Annotated in this window: 14 protein-coding genes and 4 pseudogenes; 6 read left to right on the forward strand and 12 right to left on the reverse strand. The window is 68.5% G+C overall.

Going from position 1 to position 16,554, the window contains the following annotated elements:
* Positions 1–131: 131 nt before the first annotated feature.
* Complete coding sequence (locus AB0D53_RS39135) at positions 132–884, reverse strand: hypothetical protein (RefSeq protein ID WP_362454131.1); 753 nt, start codon at positions 882–884, stop codon at positions 132–134.
* A gap of 635 nt (positions 885–1,519) precedes the next feature.
* Between AB0D53_RS39135 and AB0D53_RS39140 the strand changes: the two genes are divergently transcribed.
* Positions 1,520–1,876 (forward strand): helix-turn-helix domain-containing protein, encoded by a 357-nt coding sequence (locus AB0D53_RS39140; protein ID WP_362454132.1) that lies wholly within the window; start codon positions 1,520–1,522, stop codon positions 1,874–1,876.
* Between the two features lie 152 nt (positions 1,877–2,028).
* On the opposite strand, the gene AB0D53_RS39145 is transcribed toward AB0D53_RS39140, so the two are convergent.
* From AB0D53_RS39145 to AB0D53_RS39155, 3 genes and pseudogenes are all read right to left on the reverse strand, one after another.
* Positions 2,029–2,433 carry a hypothetical protein gene (locus tag AB0D53_RS39145; RefSeq protein WP_362454146.1) on the reverse strand — a complete coding sequence of 135 codons (405 nt, stop codon included), beginning with the start codon at positions 2,431–2,433 and terminating at the stop codon, positions 2,029–2,031.
* 43 nt (positions 2,434–2,476) lie between these two features.
* Positions 2,477–2,644: pseudogene (locus AB0D53_RS39150) on the reverse strand (IS701 family transposase); the annotation flags it as partial.
* 35 nt (positions 2,645–2,679) lie between these two features.
* Positions 2,680–2,922: pseudogene (locus AB0D53_RS39155) on the reverse strand (transposase); the annotation flags it as partial.
* Positions 2,923–3,328: 406 nt separating this feature from the next.
* Here AB0D53_RS39155 and AB0D53_RS39160 point away from each other — a divergent pair.
* Positions 3,329–3,461, forward strand: a pseudogene (locus AB0D53_RS39160) (IS5/IS1182 family transposase); the annotation flags it as partial.
* 8 nt (positions 3,462–3,469) lie between these two features.
* On the opposite strand, the gene AB0D53_RS39165 reads toward AB0D53_RS39160, so the two are convergent.
* The 5 genes from AB0D53_RS39165 to AB0D53_RS39185 form a co-directional block, all read right to left on the reverse strand.
* The gene (locus AB0D53_RS39165) at positions 3,470–4,300 is read right to left on the reverse strand and encodes an isocitrate lyase/phosphoenolpyruvate mutase family protein (protein WP_362454133.1); all 831 of its coding nucleotides are present in this window, start codon (positions 4,298–4,300) and stop codon (positions 3,470–3,472) included.
* Between the two features lie 63 nt (positions 4,301–4,363).
* Entirely contained in the window at positions 4,364–5,869 is a 1,506-nt protein-coding gene (locus AB0D53_RS39170) for an amidase (RefSeq protein ID WP_362454134.1), read from the reverse strand.
* 398 nt (positions 5,870–6,267) lie between these two features.
* Complete coding sequence (locus AB0D53_RS39175; RefSeq protein ID WP_362454135.1) at positions 6,268–6,435, reverse strand: hypothetical protein; 168 nt, start codon at positions 6,433–6,435, stop codon at positions 6,268–6,270.
* A 207-nt stretch (positions 6,436–6,642) separates the two neighbouring features.
* Positions 6,643–7,278 carry a response regulator transcription factor gene (locus AB0D53_RS39180; RefSeq protein WP_362454136.1) on the reverse strand — a complete coding sequence of 212 codons (636 nt, stop codon included), beginning with the start codon at positions 7,276–7,278 and terminating at the stop codon, positions 6,643–6,645.
* Positions 7,266–8,498 carry a sensor domain-containing protein gene (locus AB0D53_RS39185; protein ID WP_362454137.1) on the reverse strand — a complete coding sequence of 411 codons (1,233 nt, stop codon included), beginning with the start codon at positions 8,496–8,498 and terminating at the stop codon, positions 7,266–7,268. The genes AB0D53_RS39180 and AB0D53_RS39185 overlap by 13 nt, the downstream gene beginning before the upstream one ends.
* 179 nt (positions 8,499–8,677) lie before the next feature.
* Here AB0D53_RS39185 and AB0D53_RS39190 point away from each other — a divergent pair, with 179 nt between their 5' ends.
* From AB0D53_RS39190 to AB0D53_RS39200, 3 genes are all read left to right on the forward strand, one after another.
* Positions 8,678–9,403 carry an ABC transporter ATP-binding protein gene (locus AB0D53_RS39190; protein ID WP_362454138.1) on the forward strand — a complete coding sequence of 242 codons (726 nt, stop codon included), beginning with the start codon at positions 8,678–8,680 and terminating at the stop codon, positions 9,401–9,403.
* Entirely contained in the window at positions 9,400–11,817 is a 2,418-nt protein-coding gene (locus AB0D53_RS39195) for an ABC transporter permease (protein ID WP_362454139.1), read from the forward strand. The genes AB0D53_RS39190 and AB0D53_RS39195 overlap by 4 nt, the downstream gene beginning before the upstream one ends.
* A gap of 277 nt (positions 11,818–12,094) precedes the next feature.
* Positions 12,095–13,174 carry a serine hydrolase domain-containing protein gene (locus AB0D53_RS39200; RefSeq protein WP_362454140.1) on the forward strand — a complete coding sequence of 360 codons (1,080 nt, stop codon included), beginning with the start codon at positions 12,095–12,097 and terminating at the stop codon, positions 13,172–13,174.
* 579 nt (positions 13,175–13,753) lie between these two features.
* On the opposite strand, the pseudogene AB0D53_RS39205 reads toward AB0D53_RS39200, so the two are convergent.
* The 3 genes and pseudogenes from AB0D53_RS39205 to AB0D53_RS39215 all read right to left on the reverse strand — a co-directional run.
* Positions 13,754–14,068 (reverse strand): annotated as a pseudogene (locus AB0D53_RS39205) (XRE family transcriptional regulator); the annotation flags it as partial.
* A gap of 143 nt (positions 14,069–14,211) precedes the next feature.
* Entirely contained in the window at positions 14,212–14,436 is a 225-nt protein-coding gene (locus tag AB0D53_RS39210) for a hypothetical protein (protein ID WP_362454141.1), read from the reverse strand.
* A gap of 187 nt (positions 14,437–14,623) precedes the next feature.
* On the reverse strand, positions 14,624–14,965 hold the full coding sequence (locus tag AB0D53_RS39215; RefSeq protein WP_362454142.1) for a tyrosine-type recombinase/integrase: 342 nt from the start codon (positions 14,963–14,965) through the stop codon (positions 14,624–14,626).
* A gap of 286 nt (positions 14,966–15,251) precedes the next feature.
* Between AB0D53_RS39215 and AB0D53_RS39220 the strand changes: the two genes are divergently transcribed.
* Complete coding sequence (locus AB0D53_RS39220) at positions 15,252–16,052, forward strand: SAM-dependent methyltransferase (protein ID WP_362454143.1); 801 nt, start codon at positions 15,252–15,254, stop codon at positions 16,050–16,052.
* Positions 16,053–16,554 lie beyond the last annotated feature (502 nt).

The following is a 16,554-nucleotide window of genomic DNA, read 5'->3' on the forward strand; positions in this document are numbered from 1 at the left end:
ACCCCACCGCAATCCCGAACCAGCACCGGCCCACGTCAGGGGCAGACAGAAGCATCCCCGGCGCACACCACGGGGCCTACCACGCCTCTGCGCGCGCTTTCGCAATGCACAACCAACAACGCCGGACTGTTCTACCGACCGACCCGTCCGAGCCGCAGGTCCCGGTGAAGGAACCACGCCGTAGCCGCGACGGCCGTCCCGCAGACCGTGGGTACGAGCAACCACGGAAGGCCCGTCCAAACGGTGGACAGACCCACGACGGCGCAGCCGGCCCCCGTGACGATGAGCATCCATTTGCCGTACGGCTGCCAGGTGAAGAATCCGGGGTCGCGCGGCCTGACCAGACGCACCGCACCGAACATCAGCGCCAATGCGGCCAGCAGCCCCGCGAACGTGCCGAAGGCTGCTGTCATCTGCGGTTCATCGCGAGGCGCGTCGGCGGAATTCTGTCGTACGTCCCCCTCGGCGAGCACCACGACGACGCCGCGCCACACGGTACCGGTGACCCGGTCCCCCCTCTCAAGCCCGCTCAGCGTCGGTCCCCGGTCGCCGAACGGCACGACCATCCTCGGGAAGGGCTCCGGGCCGAGCAGGGTCGCCCGCAGGTGCTTGGGGTGCTTCTCGGCGCCCTCGACCGTGAAGGTGACCTCCCGCAGGCAGTCTTCTGCCGTCGGTATCACTCTGCGGGTGGGACACGCCTCGGCCTGCTTGTACTCCCGGTACAGGGCGCGATCAGCGGGCAGCCAGACGGTGAAGATGGCATGGCAGCTCAGCGCGGCGATCAGGGACAGAACGATCAGCGCCGCACCCACCGACCGATTCCCGCCCGCCCTCGGCGGCGGTCCGTCCTCTCCCTTAATGGTGCCGCTTCTTATCGTGGTCATCGCTCGTCTCCCCGCCGTCGCCCACCGACATGCGCCAGTTTCTTCCAGCCGCGATGAAGCAGGCAAGGAGAGCGACCGGCAGTCGGAGGTCACTGGTAATTGCCGTATCCGGACAACGGACGGCTCCAGGGTTTCGGCCGTGGTGCCCGTATGGCTGCCTGACGTACTCCCGGCCCGGAGGCCGGCCGTGCCTCCGGTGGACGGCCCTGAGCGCCACGATCCCGAACCAGCACCAGCACCAGCACCAGCACCAAGTCAGGCGCAGCAGAAGCATCCCCAGCGCGCCACGGGATTTACCACGCCCCCGGCGCGCACCGAAGGTGCGCTGGATCGCTGACCTGCGCATTCGTGGGTTCGGGTCAGCGATCGGGGCAGGGGTGCCGAGCAGAGTTCATGGCATCACCTGGAGGGGAAGCTGTCGCGACTGGGCCAGGGGATTTTGAGTCGCTGGATACCGAAGGGGCTCTGGTCTGGGCCGAGTCCGGGATGCCGAAGTGGTGCTTGTCGGGCAGGTGCACTTCGTATGCCGGGATATCCATTGACGGATACGTCTGGCGTTACTGGCTTCGGCTCATCAGGGTGAACTTTCCCGAAGTCCCTGATGGGCTCGGTGTGATGGCTGTATCGGCAGGTATGTGAGCTATGCGGATTTCAGGCTGACCGCCGCGGGACGGCTGCGCCGGGAGACGGCGCGGATGCAGGCGGCCGGGCCGTTCGAGCAGAGGATCAAGCCGTCGGAAGTGGCGCAGCGTCTGCGGGTGAGCCGGAAGTCGGCCCACCAGTGGCACCAGTCGTGGCGGGACGGCGGTGTGCGGGCTCTGGCCTCTCGCGGCCCGAGTGAGTCGCGGTGCCGTTTTTCGTCGCGCTGCCCGGAGAAACTCGCCGCGTATCCGGAGCAGGAGTTCGCAGTCCGACCTGTAGGTTTCGCCGGGCGGCTGGAGTGTAGCGGGCTGTGGAGTGGTCAGGGGCGGCTTCACGGAGGCCGCCCCTGACCTTGCGACAACGCCGCAGGTAATGACAGCGGCGGGCGACTGCTTGGCGTCGTCGGCGCCACTGCGACCAGCTCACCGCGTGGTGGCGGCCTTGACGGCCACGCAGGTGCGGGGCCGGGGACGATACGCTGCCAGGAGTCGCGGAGCCTCCGTCACTGTGAGCTCGATGACCCCGGCTGCCTCACCGGTTGCGCCCCCTTTTCCCGGGCCCGGTGTGCCGTGGCTGCCAGGAAGGCGTGCGCGAGTATCGCCGGGGTGATGTGCCGGTACCAACCCGGGTAACGACGGACTTCGTACTGATCCAGACCGCACTCGTTCTTCGCGGCCTGGAAGAACTCCTCGATCGCCCAGCGCGTCCCGGCGATCCGCACCGGCTTCTGGGCGGTGGTCTCCCAAGGGGCGTGGGCAAGGTAGTAGGCGATCTCGTCGGGCTTGCGGACATTGCGACGGGCCAGCGCCCACCGCATCCGGTGAGGGACCTTGCCCTGGTGGTCGAAGTCGGCAGTCGCACCGCCACCCAGTGGTAGGCGCGAGGTCCCTTCGCGCCGTTGCCGCATGAGACCTTCTCCCACGCCTCGACCGGGGCCTGCGCGAACAGACCCTCGATGCGGGACACCCCATGGTGGACTGGGACTTGGGCACTGCCAGCACGTAGCCGACGCCCGACTGCTCCCGCAGCCGGCGGAAGCGGCTCTCCTGTCCGTAGGCGGAATCCGCGGTGACTCGGGTGACGGGCAGCGGCGAGCCGAGAGCACGCAACACTTGCACCGGGCCTGTGCCCCCCTGGTGGCGAACTCCCGATCGTCGGGGACCTTGGCCGCGCGGCAGCGTTCGCGGTCCTCGGCCCAGGACTTGGGGAGATACAGCTCACGGTCGACCAAGGCCCGGCCGCGGTCGGTGGCATAGCCGGCGAACACGCCGATCCGGCAGTTCTCGGTGCGACCGGCGATCCCGGAGTGCAGGCTGTCGGGGGTGGCCTGGCCTGCCTGCTCGGCCAGCTGCCAGCTGTTCTTGCGGGCCACCGGGGCGAGCAGCCCCCGCACGTAGTCACACATGCAGAGCGAAGTCCGATGTCACGAAGAGGTCGTCCAGCTCAAGTTCCCGCTGCTAGGCATCCTGCTCGGTGATCACGTGGGGGCATTCCCACCCGCCGTCCTTGCCTGCGGCGTTGTCGCACGGTCGAGGGGCGGCCTCCGTGAAGCCGCCCCTGACCACTCCACAGCCCGCTACACTCCAGCCGCCCAGCGAAACCTGCAGGTCGGACTGCGAAATCCTGCTGGAGTGCTAGGGCGTGTCCGACAAGGCGTACAGCTGCTGCCGTATACGCGTCTATCTGCGCAAACGTCAGATCCCTCACAGCATCCCGGAGAAGAAGGATCAGATCGGCCACCGCTTGTCTCGCGGCTCAGCCAGCGGTCGCCCCCAGTCTTCGATCGCGGTACCTATGGGCGCCGCGATCGAGGTCGAGAGGGTGATCAACAGACTCAAGGGCTTTCGGGCGGTGGCGACGCGCTACGACAAACGCGCCTATGTCTTCCACGGAACGGTCACCGTAGCGGCGATCCGACTGTGGCTCCGCTCCTGACCGTGTCCTCAATGTGCGGGTTCGGCCAGGACCAGGGCGTTGAGGGTTGCGTAGTCGAATCCGCCCTCCAACGATGTCGTCGTGCCCTTCTCCAGTAGTTCATGGGCTGCTTGCCGGACCAGTCCGTACGCCGCCTCGGCGATGGAAGATCCTGCGCTGACCCGGGCAACTCCGGCGGAGGCAAGCTCGGAAACGGGCAGTGCGCCGGGGCCGGCCAGGAGGTTCACCGGCAGGTGCTGAGAGCCCACGAGCGTCCTGGCCTCCTCGGTATCGAGTGTGCCAAGAACGAAGATGCCGTCCGCGCCGGCCGCCGCGTACGCGCGGGCGCGTGCCAGCGTCTCGTCCAGCCAGGCTGTACGGTCACCGGGCGGCAGGCGGTGCGTGTCGATGCGGGCGTTGATGAACAACGGGACGCCCGTCTCGTCCGCGGCCCTGCGTGCGGCTGCGATCCGTTCGGCCTGCTCGGCGACGGGACGCAGGGTGTCCTCCAGGTTGATGCCCACGGCTCCGGCCACCAGGACGCCGCGTACGGTCTCGGCCACGCCTGCCGGGTCGGTCGCGTAGCCCCGCTCGATGTCGGCGGTGACCGGCACATCGACGACGGCCGTGATCCGTGTGATCGCGTCCAGTACCTGGCCGCGGGTCAGATGATCGCCGTCGCCGTGACCCAGGGACCACGCGACCCCGGCGCTGGTGGTCGCGATCGCGGAAGCACCAGCGTGCGCCACTATCCGGGCGGACGCCGCGTCCCAAGCGTTGGGCAGGACCAGTGGTGTGCCCGGTACGTGCAGAGATCGGAATATCTGGGCTTTGTCGAGAAGTGTTGCCATGCGCAGCATTGCACCATGAGCGCTCAACGAACGATCAGCATTTTCCAGTCGTCCTGATTCGCCGGACACGACCTAAGACCGGCTGGGCAGGGTGGAGAGGTAGGCGGGTGCCTTGCGGACCGGGTTGGCCTTCTCGAAAGCGTACGCGTAGCTGAGCAGCTTCGCGTCGCTGTAGCGCGTTCCGAGGAAAGAGACGCCCAGCGGCAGCGTGTCCCGTGCGTAGCCGACGGGCACAGTGATGTGGGGGTAGCCGGCCACTGCGGAGTTGCGGGTGGAGCTTTCGAAGGGGGTGGGGTCGAGCGCTTCGACGGTAGGAGCGGGGATTCCGGTGGGGGTGACGATGGCATCGAGCCGGTGGTCGGCGAGAACGCCGTCGATGGCCTGACGGGCCTGACGAGTCGCGGCGCTGCGGTGCTGGCGGTAGGCCGGAGCGTTGACATCTCCGTCGGTCTTGTCGGCCATCTCGAAGAGTTCCTGGCCGAACTTCGGCATCTCGACGGTGGAGTTCCGCTTGTTGAACGCGATGAGTTCGGTGAGGTTCTTGGGGTGGGGGCCTGGGGTGGCGGCCAGGTAGGCGTTGAGGTCGTGCTTGAACTCGGTCAGCACGGCGGGAAGCATGTCCTTCTGCATCATGTCTTTGGAGTCGGCCACGTCCGCGCCCTCGACGACGGTTGCGCCGAGCGCTCGGAGCCGCTGGACAGCCGCGTCGAAGGTACGGTCCACGTCCGGGTCGATGCCGATGTGTCCCTTGCGCCATACGCCGATGCGCTTGCCGCGCAGGGCGTTTGGGTCGAGCACCTCGCGGTAGTCGGAGGGGAGGGCAGTGTCGGCGTCGGAGGTAGCCGTGTCGGCGGTGTCCGATCCATGGATGGCCCAGAGCGCCAGGGCGGCGTCCGTCGTGTTGCGGGCGATCGGGCCGGCGGTGTCGTGGCGGCTGGTGATAGGGATCATGCCGCTGCGGCTGACCATGCCGAGGGTGGGCTTGATGCCGACGGTGGAGGTGACGCTCGCGGGGCACACGATGGAGCCGTCGGTCTCGGAGCCGATGGTCACAGCGGCCAGGGCGGCTGCGGCGGCGACTGCGGAGCCGCTGGACGATCCGCAGGGGCTCCGGTCGAGTACGTAGGGGTTACGGGTCTGGCCGCCAGTGGCACTCCATCCTGCCGTCTGCTCGGGGGACCTGAAGTTGGCCCATTCCGACATGTTGGTCTTGCCCAGGATCACCGCACCCGCGTCGCGCAGTTTCTTCACCAGGAAGGCGTCCTGAGCCGGCCTCGAGTGCAACAGGGCCGTGGAGCCGGCGGTGGTGGGCTGGCGGTCTGCGGTGTCGATGTTGTCCTTGATGAGAACGGGGATGCCTTCCAGCGGTCCCCGCACTTCACCGGTGCGGCGCAGCTCGTCGCTCTTGCGTGCAAGGTCCAGTGCGTCTGGGTTCACGGTGACGACGGCATTGAGGCGGGGGTTGAGGCGATGGATCCGGTCCAGGTATGCCTGGGTCAGTTCTTTGGACGTCAGCCGCTTGCCCTTCATGTCCTCCTGGAGTTCCAGGATCGTGGCGCGGTCCAGCCGCTCGTCCAATCGTCCGTCGCGCTTCCCGTCGTTCTTCGGAGCGTAAGGGGCTGCTCCGACAGTCGAGGTGGCGGTAGCGGCCGGTCGCGGTCCGTCGCCCGGTGTGCAGGCCGCCAGGGGAACGAGCAGGCAGGCTGCAGATACCGCGATTACCGTGTGCCGTCGCGTGGTTCGAGTGAGCGAGCGCATCAGTTGCTTCTCCATAGAGGCGAGGGAAGGAAGGACCTGTGTCCGTACAAATGAGCCTATGAACGGCGTCTTTTCGGAACGACAGGGATGACTCCCCGTTCGGGAGTGGTGCGGACTACACCACCCGAGGGGGTGTCCGTTTTCCGCGTCACACGTGAGGAGGGGGTGTCCGGCTCAGTGCCGGACACCCCCTCCTCAGGTGCTCTCGCCGCTCTGGGTTACTTCTTGCTGCTGGTCAGCCACAGCCCCAGCGCCGATCCGACGAAGAAGACGCCGGTTCCGACTCCGGCCAGGACCCTCGTGGTGCCGGTGTAGTGGGCGAAGGTGCTGACGTAGACCGCCGCCACCGTGGAGACGAAGAGCAGCAGCCAGAGCACGGGCTTCATCAGGGGTTCCTCCTGTTGTGCGCCCCGGCGACCCGATGGGCGGCAGGGGTGGGATCTCTTACGTCGTCCACCTTCTCCCCGCGCCCCCGGTCGGCACATCGGACCGTCCCCCCGAACCTGAGGTGTAGCCCGCTACACCCCACCCATGCGGTGACGGATACGTCGCCGTACAGGACGGCCGTACGGGACGGCCGTCCGGGACGCGGGTCAGGCGTTCAGGTAGGCAAGCACCGCGAGGACCCGGCGGTGACCGCTGTCACTCGGCGGCAGGTTCAGCTTGGCGAGGATGCTGCCGATGTGCTTGCTGACGGAACGCTCGGTGATGAACAGGGTCGTGGCGATCGTGGGATTGTCCAGGCCCTGCGCCATCAGCCCGAGGACCTCCCGTTCGCGGGGGGACAGCGCGTCGAGCGGGTCCCGGCGGCTCATCAGCTGGGAGACGACCTCGGGGTCCAGCGCCGTTCCGCCCGCAGCGACGCGCTCCAACGCGTCCTGGAATTCCTCGATATGTCCCACACGGTCCTTGAGCAGGTAGCCGATCCCCGATGCGCCCTGTCCGAGCAGTTCAGCGGCGTAGCTCTCCTCGACGTACTGGGAGAGCACCAGGAGCGGCAGGTCGGGAATGAGTTTCCGGGCCTCGATGGCGGCACGCAGCCCCTCGTCGCGGAATCCGGGCGGCAGCCGGACGTCCAGGACGGCGACGTCCGGCCGGTGTTCCAGCAGGGCGGGGACAATCTCGGGCCCGCTTCCCACGACGGCCACGATCTCGTGCCCGACGTCCTCCAGGAGCAGAATCAGGCCCTCGCGGAGAAGGACGTTGTCCTCCGCGATCACGATCCGCACGGCAGCACCACCTCAATCGTCGTTCCGGAACCGACAGGGCTGTCGATCCTCGTCGTACCGTCCAGGGCGGCGACCCGTCGGCGCACCCCGGCAAGTCCGCTGCCCCCGGCGGAGCCGGCTGCGGCCCCGCCGCACCCGTCGTCCCGCACGACGACGCGCAGCATGGGGCCGTCGTACCGGAGCGACACCTGGGCACGGCTCGCGTCGCTGTGCCGGGCGATGTTGGTCAGCGCCTCGGCGACGACGAAGTAGGCGGCCGCCTCGACGGCGGCGGGGGGACGGCGGTCGGTCTCGGGCAGGTCCAGGGTAGTGGGGATCGGCCGGCCCGCGGCCAGGGAGCGGATGGCTCCGTTCAGTCCCCGGTCGGAGAGGATCGGCGGGTGGATACCACGGATGACGGTGCGCAATTGGACGAGTGCTTCGTCCACGGTGGTCCTGGCCTCGAGCACCATTCTCCTGGAACTCTGAGGGTCCTTGTCGAACCGGCGCTCGGCCAGGGCCAGTCGCATGGCCACCGCCACGAGCTGCGCCTGGGTGCCGTCGTGGAGGTCGCGTTCGATCCGTCGGAGTTCCGCCTCGTGGGCCTGGAGGGCTCCCGCGCGCGAGGTGGTCAGTTCCTCGATCCGCCGGCCGGCGCCGGTCCACGTACCGAGCATGATCTCCGCGACCCGTGTCTCCAGCTTCACCGTGGCGGGGGCCAGCCAGAAGAAGAGGGCGGCGAAGAGCCAGGCACACACCGCGGACAGGACGATCGCCTGCATCCAGGTGGTGAGGGGGGCCGCGAGGAGGGTGAGGGTTCCGCCGGGCAGGGTCCACCACCACAGCGGGATGGAGATCGTCAGCAGCAGACTGAGCAGCACTCCCAGAACGAGGACGGGAAGGACGAGCCCTACGACGCCGTGAACCAGCATCCATGCCACGTCCTTGCGGGTACTTGGGAACCGCAGCAGTTGGAGCGTCCGTTGGTAGGCATTGCCTTCGGGCGTCGGGTAGGGCCGGCGTACGGGGCGGCCGAGAACGCGTTCGGCGCGTCGGCGTTCGACATCGGCCAAGGCGCGCAACGGCTGCACCGCCCACGGAAGGATCGGCGCGAAGATCAGCGAGAAGCAGACGAGCGGCAACAGAACGTAACCAACCAGCGAAGGTAGAGCGGTGGCGAGTCCACCCAGCAGATACCTCGTGGATCGTAGGCTGTGGAGTGCTCTTGCCTTCAGGTCCATGGAGCAAGACCGTACTTCACGGGGGTTCCCTTGTCATAAGTGCGCGCTCCACCTGGCAGGTGTAGCGCGCTACACCCCCGGTTCGGGGGAGAGACCGCTGCCGCCCGCTGGGCTTGCGCGATTACTTTCGGTACCCGTTCTGACCGATCGAGGGAACCGAAGGACCCATCATGCAACCGATGACGACGACCCTGGCCACGCCGTTCGCCGTGTCACTGGAGGAGGTCTCCCAGTCCTACGGCGAGGTGACCGCGCTGGACCGGGTCAGCTGGGGGTTCCGCAAGGGCAGTCTCACCGCGATCATGGGCCCGTCCGGATCGGGCAAGAGCACCCTCCTGCACTGCGCCTCCGGCCTCGACCGGCCCAGCAGCGGAACGGTACGGCTCGGGGATCTGGACATGGGCGGGCTCCGCGAGACGGAGTTGACCCGGCTGCGCCGTGAACGGATCGGGTTCGTCTTCCAGGGCTACAACCTCATGCCCTCGATGGATGTCGAGCGCAACATCACCCTCCCGCTGTCCCTCGGGAACCGTCAGGTGGACAGGCGCTGGCTGGACGAAGTGGTCCACCGGGTGGGGATGGCCGACCACCTGGACCGGCTTCCAGCACGTTTGTCCGGCGGCCAGCAGCAGCGTGTGGCGGTCGCCCGAGCGCTTGTCACCCGCCCGGAGATCGTCTTCGCCGACGAGCCGACGGCCGCGCTCGATCCGAAGTCGGCCGAGCACGTCCTGAAACTGCTGCGTGACGCGGTCGACCAGATGGGACAGACGGTCGTACTGGTCACCCACGACCCGACGGCGGCGGCCTGGGCCGACAGCGTCGTTTTCCTGAGCGGCGGCAGCATCGTCGACGAGCTCACAGCTCCCTCCGCCGCAGCCGTCCTGGCTCGTTGGGGCACCCTGTGAGGCGCGGGATCGCCGCCGGAGTGGCGGCGGCACTGTTGTGCGCGGCAGCGTTGACGGGCGCGTTCGGGGTCCTGCTGGAGTCCGCACTACGGGCGCACGGATCGGCCGACCGCTATGAGCGCGCCGTGGCCGTCGTCGCCGCGAGCCAGCGCGTGGAGACCGTCCGGGACGACCAGACCGATGCCAGGCCGCTGGTGGAGCGGGCCCGGGTACCGGTATCGGTGGCGGACCGGGCGCGCGCAGTACCAGGAGTCACCGAGGTGGTCGCGGACGTCTCTCTGCCGGTGGTCACCGCCGACGGGGCCGTGCGGACCGGCCGCGGCTGGGCTGCGACCGCGCTCACTGCTGTCGAATTGCGCGCCGGCCGGGCTCCGCAGGCAGAACACGAGGTCGCAGTGGACTCCGGCAGCGGCAGGGCCGTCGGTGACACCGTCCGCCTCCAGGTCGGCGGCAGGGTGCCGGAGCCCTACCGGGTCACCGGCCTCGTGGCCGACCGATCCGCCGCAGGCCACGACGTCTGGTTCGGTCAGCGCACGGCACAGGTCCTCGGTGGCCACCCTGAGCACGCGGACGCGCTGGTCGTGCTCGGCACGAAGGAGACGTCTGCCCAGTCGCTGCGGGCCGCCGCCCCCGGTCTCGTCGTCGCGACCGGCGCGGACCGTGGCGACGTCGAGAACCCGGAGGTGGCCGCGGCACGACTCGACCTGATCGGCGTGTGTGCGTCGATCGGCGGTGTCGCCCTCCTGGTGGTGCTGATGATCGTGACGGGTCTCCTGGACATGTCCGTACGGGACCGGACCCGCGAGCTCGCGGTCCTGCGCGCCATCGGTGCCACCCCTCGGCAGGTCCGCCGGGTGATTGTCCGCGAGACACTCAAGGTCGCCGTACCGGCCTCGTTCCTGGGCGGTCTGCTGTCGCTGGGGCTGGGCACCCTGCTGCACCGCTTCATGGCCGAGCAGGGCGTCCTGCCCCAGGGGCTGGGGCTCGCTCTGGGACCGTTGCCCGTCGTCGGCGCCCTGGCCCTCACGGTCCTCACCGCAGTCGGTTCCGCCTGGCTCGCGGCACGACGCATCTCCGGGATCCGGCCGGCCAAGGCCGTGAGCGAGACCTCCACCGAACCGACCCAGCTACCGCGCTGGCGCATGGTCACCGGCCTGGTGTTGCTGGCCGTCGGACTCGGTTCGGCCAGCACCGCGTTCGCGTTCGGCGGGCAGGTGGCGACCGCGGCCATGGGCGGACTCGTGATCTCCCTGATCTGGGCCGCAGCTCTGCTGGGCCCCTGGATCGCCCGCGCGGGAATCGTCGTCCTCAGCCCCATCATGCGTCTGCTGTTCCCGGTCCCGGGGCGGCTCGCCACCGACACGGCCACCGCCGCGGCCGTGCGACTCGCATCGGTCATCACCCCGATCGCGCTCGCCCTCTCCTTCGGCGCCAGCCAGCTGTTCGTGCAGACCACCGCGGTCAACGCCACCCGGACGCAGGCAGCCGCGGGTTTGCGTGCGGACCACGTCCTCGTCTCGAACGGGCCAGGCGTGCCCCGGGCCATGTACCAGGCGGTGAAGAAGACAGCCGGGCCGGACACCGTGACCGCAGTGAAACGCACCACCGTGGTGATGTCGGTCGCGGACCAGCTCCAGTCCCTGCCCACCCAAGGGATGAAGGGCGCACTGTCGAACCTGGACCCAGGTGTGAAGGCGGGCTCGCTGAAAGACCTGCGCGGCAAGAACACGGTCGCGCTCAGTTCGAACGTCGGCAGCACGGCCGACGTCGGTTCGACCGTGTCCCTCTGGCTCGGCGACGGCACCCTGATCCACCCCGAGGTGGTAGCCGTCTACAACCGGGGCCAAGGTTTCGGGGATGTCCTGCTGCCTCACGATGTGGTCGCCGCCCACGTCACCGACGCGGGCCACGACGACTACCTCCTGGTGAAGGGAGAAGCCGACCTGCGACCGGTGCTCGACCACTTCCCCGGCACCCATGCCACGTCCGCGGGGCAGTACAGTGCGGCCCTCACCGAGAAAGCCCGCCAGCAGGGCCTGCCCGGGCTGCTCGCAGTCGCGGCGATCTCCCTGTTCACCCTGATCGGCGTGGTGACCACACTGGCCGTCGCCACCGCGTCCCGCCGTCGTGAACTGGCTCTGCTCCGGCTCATCGGCGCGACCCGCGGCCAGGTCCTGGCAATGCTGCGGCTGGAGACCTGCCTCGTACTCGGTACGGGGGCCGCCGTCGGCTCCCTGGTCGCGGCGGTGACCCTGCTGACCTTCGGCGGCGCGGTGACCGGTCTGTCCGCGCTGTCGGTGTCCCCCTCGGTCTGCGCGGCCGTACTCGGCACGGTCTTCCTGTCGGGCACGGCAGCTGTCATGCTGCCCGCCCGCCGGCTGCTGCGCCGCCGGAGGTCTCCTCGAATCACGTAGCGGAACCAGATCCCGCCTCTCTCATACTCCCCGTCCTCGGGCGGGGAGCATGAGAGGAGGGCCGTTCCTTCATGCGCAGCGACCATCACAGGACCAGGCCGAGCCACCGGCAGGCCCGTCGCACCACGACCACCTCTCACTGACCCACTGACGTTGTTCCCTACCGGCAGGAGTGGTTCCATGCACGCACGTGTATCGCCGAGGTTTCGTCCCACCCTTTCGCAAGGTGTCCCGCCGTAAGGCATTGCCGGCCGTGACCGTGCTCACCGGAGCCGTCATGACCACCGGTGCACCGTTCCCGCCCGCGGCCTCCGCCGCCAGGCCGGACGCCGTTCAGAAGAGCCTGAACGCCTTGGTGCTCGACGACCGGATGCCCGCCGCGCCGGCGAGCGTCGCGGACCGCGAGGGCCGGACGCGTAACTACACCGCGGGTGTCGGCGACCTCAGGACCGGGGCGAAGGTACCCAAGGACGGGCAGGTGCGGGCGGGCAGCAACACCAAGGCGTTCACGGCCGTGTTCGCGCTGCAGCTGGTCGCCGAGAAGAAGATCGCCCTGGACGCCCCCGTCGACACCTATCTGCCCGGCCTGCTGCGCGGTGAGGGGATCGACGGACGCCACATCACCATCCGCCAACTCCTCCAGCACACCAGCGGCCTGCCCGAGTACATGGGATCCCCCGTCTTCGCGGACTTCCCCGCCGTCCGGTACCGGTACTTCGAGCCGCGCGACCTGCTTGACGGCGCCCTGAAGCAGGAGGCCCACTTCTCCCCGGGTGCGACGTGGGAGTACAGCAACACGAACTACCTGGTCGCGGGCCTGATCATCCAGAAGGTCACCGGCCGCCCCATAGGCGAGGAGATCGACCGGCGCATCATCGACCGCATCGGATTGCGCCACACCTACTTCCCCACGCCGGGAGAGACAACCATCCACGAGCCTCACCCCAAGGGCTACGAACGGGAAGCGGCCGACGGACCTCTGATCGACTACACCACCATGGACATGTCCATGGCGTGGGCTGCGGGTGCTCTGGTGTCCACCAACAGCGACCTCAACCGCTTCTACACCGCCCTCCTCAGCGGCGAACTCCTGCCCCCGGCCCAGCTCGCCCAGATGCGCACCACCGTCCCCGCAGAGGCACGCGGCCCCGGCGTCCGCTACGGACTGGGCCTGACCAGCACGCCGGTGTCATGCGGCGGCGTCTACTGGGGTCACGGCGGAACCGCCCTGGGATACCGGACACGAGGAGGCGTCACTGAGGGCGGACGTGCCGCCGCCATCGCGGTGACCACCGCCCCGACGGGTGCAGCCTCCCAGCGGGTGGAGGCCGCCGTCGACACGGCGCTGTGCCGCTGATCCAGGCAGAGACAGGCGGGAAGACGGCCCGCAGGGTCGCCGGCGCGTTCCGGCGGCCCCGGCCCCGGCCCCGGCCCCGTTCCGTGGAAATGTGCAGGTGCTGACCAGCACGCAGGGCGGACGCTGACACGCCAGATGTACGCCTCCCTCGGACCTGGCGGGAGGCCTCGGGTGATCAAGCCGCCCCGCTCTGTCCAAGCCCGGATCACAAGCCCGGGCAGCAGCGACCGGACCACGACCCACTCCGCGCCCGTCATGTCCGAGGGATACCGCCGAACACACACCGGGCGATCGGCCGCATTCCCGAACCGGTGAGCGACACAATCACACGCCGGATCAGCTGAGTTGAACTCCACCGGCACGAGCACGTACAACCCCGGCAACAGGGTCTCCTGGATCTCGGTCGGCTTCGCGATCCCGAGCCGACGTCGCCGCCGCACTACACAACGGTCTGCGAGTTCTGGCAGTGGGCTCCGGCCGGCCGAGTACGGCAGAAATGCGTACGGCCGGTGCCACCATGACGATCCCCAGCCTCGAAGACCCCCGTCCCCTGCTCACGCTTCTCGGGCAGGTATCGCTCATGCGGGCGCGGGTGTCGATGGCGAAGCCGCCGGTGCTGGCCGCCCGCTGCCGGGCCTTGGCCCGGATCTGCGGCTACCACCGCTTCTTCACCTCGCGCTCCAGGCGCGCGGCGAGGTCCGGGCAGGGCTTCCTGATCCGGTCCTTCACGTACCGCTCGACGGTGCGCTGGGAGATCCGCAGCATCTGGGCGACTGCCTTCGTGCCCTTCATCTGCTTGACCAGGTACCGCATCTGCACGCCCGCGCTCTTGGACGCCGGGCGGTTGAACGCCTTCTGCACCGCGGCGTCCAGGCCGTCCCCGAACATGCTCATCGCCCTCAAAATCGCGGGTACCCCACCGCGGACCGTCCGCTGATCAGGGCTCCCTTGCGCTTGGCCTTCACGGCGCGTGCGACCTGGTCGTCGGCAAAGTCGAGGAACCGCTGCGGCTCTTCCCTCGCCTCCGGATCGCCCGCCTAATCCTGCAGGTGAGGGAGCGTATTCCACTCATGGCAGATCGCCACCGGAAAGGTGCCGAACGCTACTTCACATACCGGACCCAAGCCATATCGGGTGTCGATGAGGAGGTCGGTGAACAGCCGAACCGTGCCCTGATAGCTGCAGATCGTGGACGGCGCCAGATGCTTCTGCTCGTCAGGGTGGCCGACCACTCGTCCAGGTGGGCCGGTGTCCACAGCCACGGGTACTCGTTCGCGAACTCGAGGAAACGGCGGATCAGCCGTTCCCGCGGGTCGATCGTCTCGTCCTTCAGACCTCGCGACTTCCGCTGAGCCCGCCAACCCCTCAGCATCGCGTCAAACATCGCGTCCTCGGGGCGCAACTGGACCCCCCGGAGACGAGCTTCATACGAGCCCGACCCCGCCAGGGCTACCTTCTGCTGATGCGCCTCTCCAGACCATCCCTTCTGAAGAGCAGATCATGCATCAGAAGTGATAGCCTCGGTAATGCCCCTCCCCAGAATGCCAGTTCGTAGAGTCCGCGGACTGCTTCCGTTTCCCGCTGTGACCACGCGACCTGCGACTTCTCGCCCGCCTGATGCAATTCCCGAAGGTTCACGTAGATCACGGTCGTGTTGAGCCCTTCATGTCCGAGAATCTCTTGGATGGCAACGACGTCCATGCCGTTGCGGTAGAGGTCGGAGGGGGCGAAGTGCCGCAGCACGTGCGGCGTGAGCTGGTCGATCTGGTGCGGCAAATACTGGGCGACCATCTCGGCGAGCCCGGTCCGCAGAGCGTCGTCCTGCTGGAGCCGTCACCGTATCTGCGTTCCGAGGGAAACAGCGGGGCAAGAGGGTCGTTGACCTTGTCGTCGAAGTCCCGGCGCGGCCCGGTGACCCAGCAGGTCGCGGGAGCCATTGATGAGCGGGAAGAGCCGTTCCTTCTTGCCGCGGCCCTGGCTGCCCTTGCCCCTGAGGAGGCAGTCGTGACCACCGCAGGGGTACCGTGGCCCAACCAAGGCCACTGGGACGGCTTTGCCGCACGAAAGGGACCAAACGATGAACGACTCCACGCTGCCCGCACCGCCCCCGACGAGCGCGCATCCCGCCCGTGTCTACAACGCTTGGCTGGGCGGTAAGGACCACTACCCGGTGGACCAGGAGGCAGCCGAACTCGCCTCCCGGGCGAACCCGACGATCGTGCCGTCGGTCCAGGCCAACCGGGCCTTCCTCGGCCGCGCCGTACGTCACCTCGCGGGAGTCGGGATCCGCCAGTTCCTCGACATAGGCACAGGCATTCCTGCGGCCGAGAACACCCACGAGGTGGCGCAGCGGGCTGCTCCCGAGTCGCGTGTCGTCTACGTCGACAACGACCCGATCGTCCTCACCCACGCGCGGGCGCTGCTGGTCAGTGGGCCCGAGGGACAGACGGACTATGTGGAGGCGGATGCGAGGGACGTGGACACGATTCTCGGCTCGGCTGCCCGCACCCTGGACCTGGACCAGCCGGTCGGTCTCATGCTGGTGGCGATCCTGCAGTACATCAAGGACGCCGAGGACCCGTGGGACGTCACCACCCGGCTGCTGGACCGCCTCGCCCCGGGCAGTCACCTCGTTCTGTCCCATCCGGCCGTCGACGTCACCGCTCCTGAGGTCGCCGAATCCATGCGGATCTACAACCAGCGAGCCGCCAGCCACGCCTCCGCCACCCCCCGCACCCACCACGAGGTGCGGCGATTCTGCGACGGCCTGGAGATCCTGGAGCCGGGCGTGGTCACCCTGACCCGCTGGCGTCCCGGACCGTCCGACACCCCGAACGACACCCTGCCCATGTGGTGCGCCGTCGCACGCAAGCCCTGATCCTCCAGCGGCTACGGGCCCGGAGTACGGTGCGGGCCCGACAGCGAGCTGAGAGCCACCATTACTCGCGTGCGGAAGTTGGACGGCTGGGGGATGCGGGTGCGATTCCAGTCGTGCGGCTCGGACGGAACACTCGCCAGTGGTGAGCTCGCGATTGCGGACCCGCCCCAGAACACCCTTACTTCCGGATGGATTTATTCCCGTCTACAGGCATACGCACTGGGCGGCGACTTCGTCGGCACTTGGACGAGCGTCGTCATGACCCAATGAGCGCGTCGGCTCACGATCTCCACCACGGCCGGGGTCCTGTCAGGAGGCTGGTGAGTCCTCATGATCGCCAGTAGTGGGTGACACGGTGCCACATCCGTGTCGCGGGCCCGCCGACCGCCAGGCCAGAGGGCGAAGCACTAAGACCGTGTCCTATGTGGTGAGTCGGACGAGTCGTTTGTAGCAGCAGAGTGCGGCGGCGAGTCCGAGGAAGGCCAGGTAGTTGCGGGGGTGG

Source organism: Streptomyces sp. NPDC048295 (assembly GCF_040652135.1).
Lineage (GTDB): Bacteria > Actinomycetota > Actinomycetes > Streptomycetales > Streptomycetaceae > Streptomyces.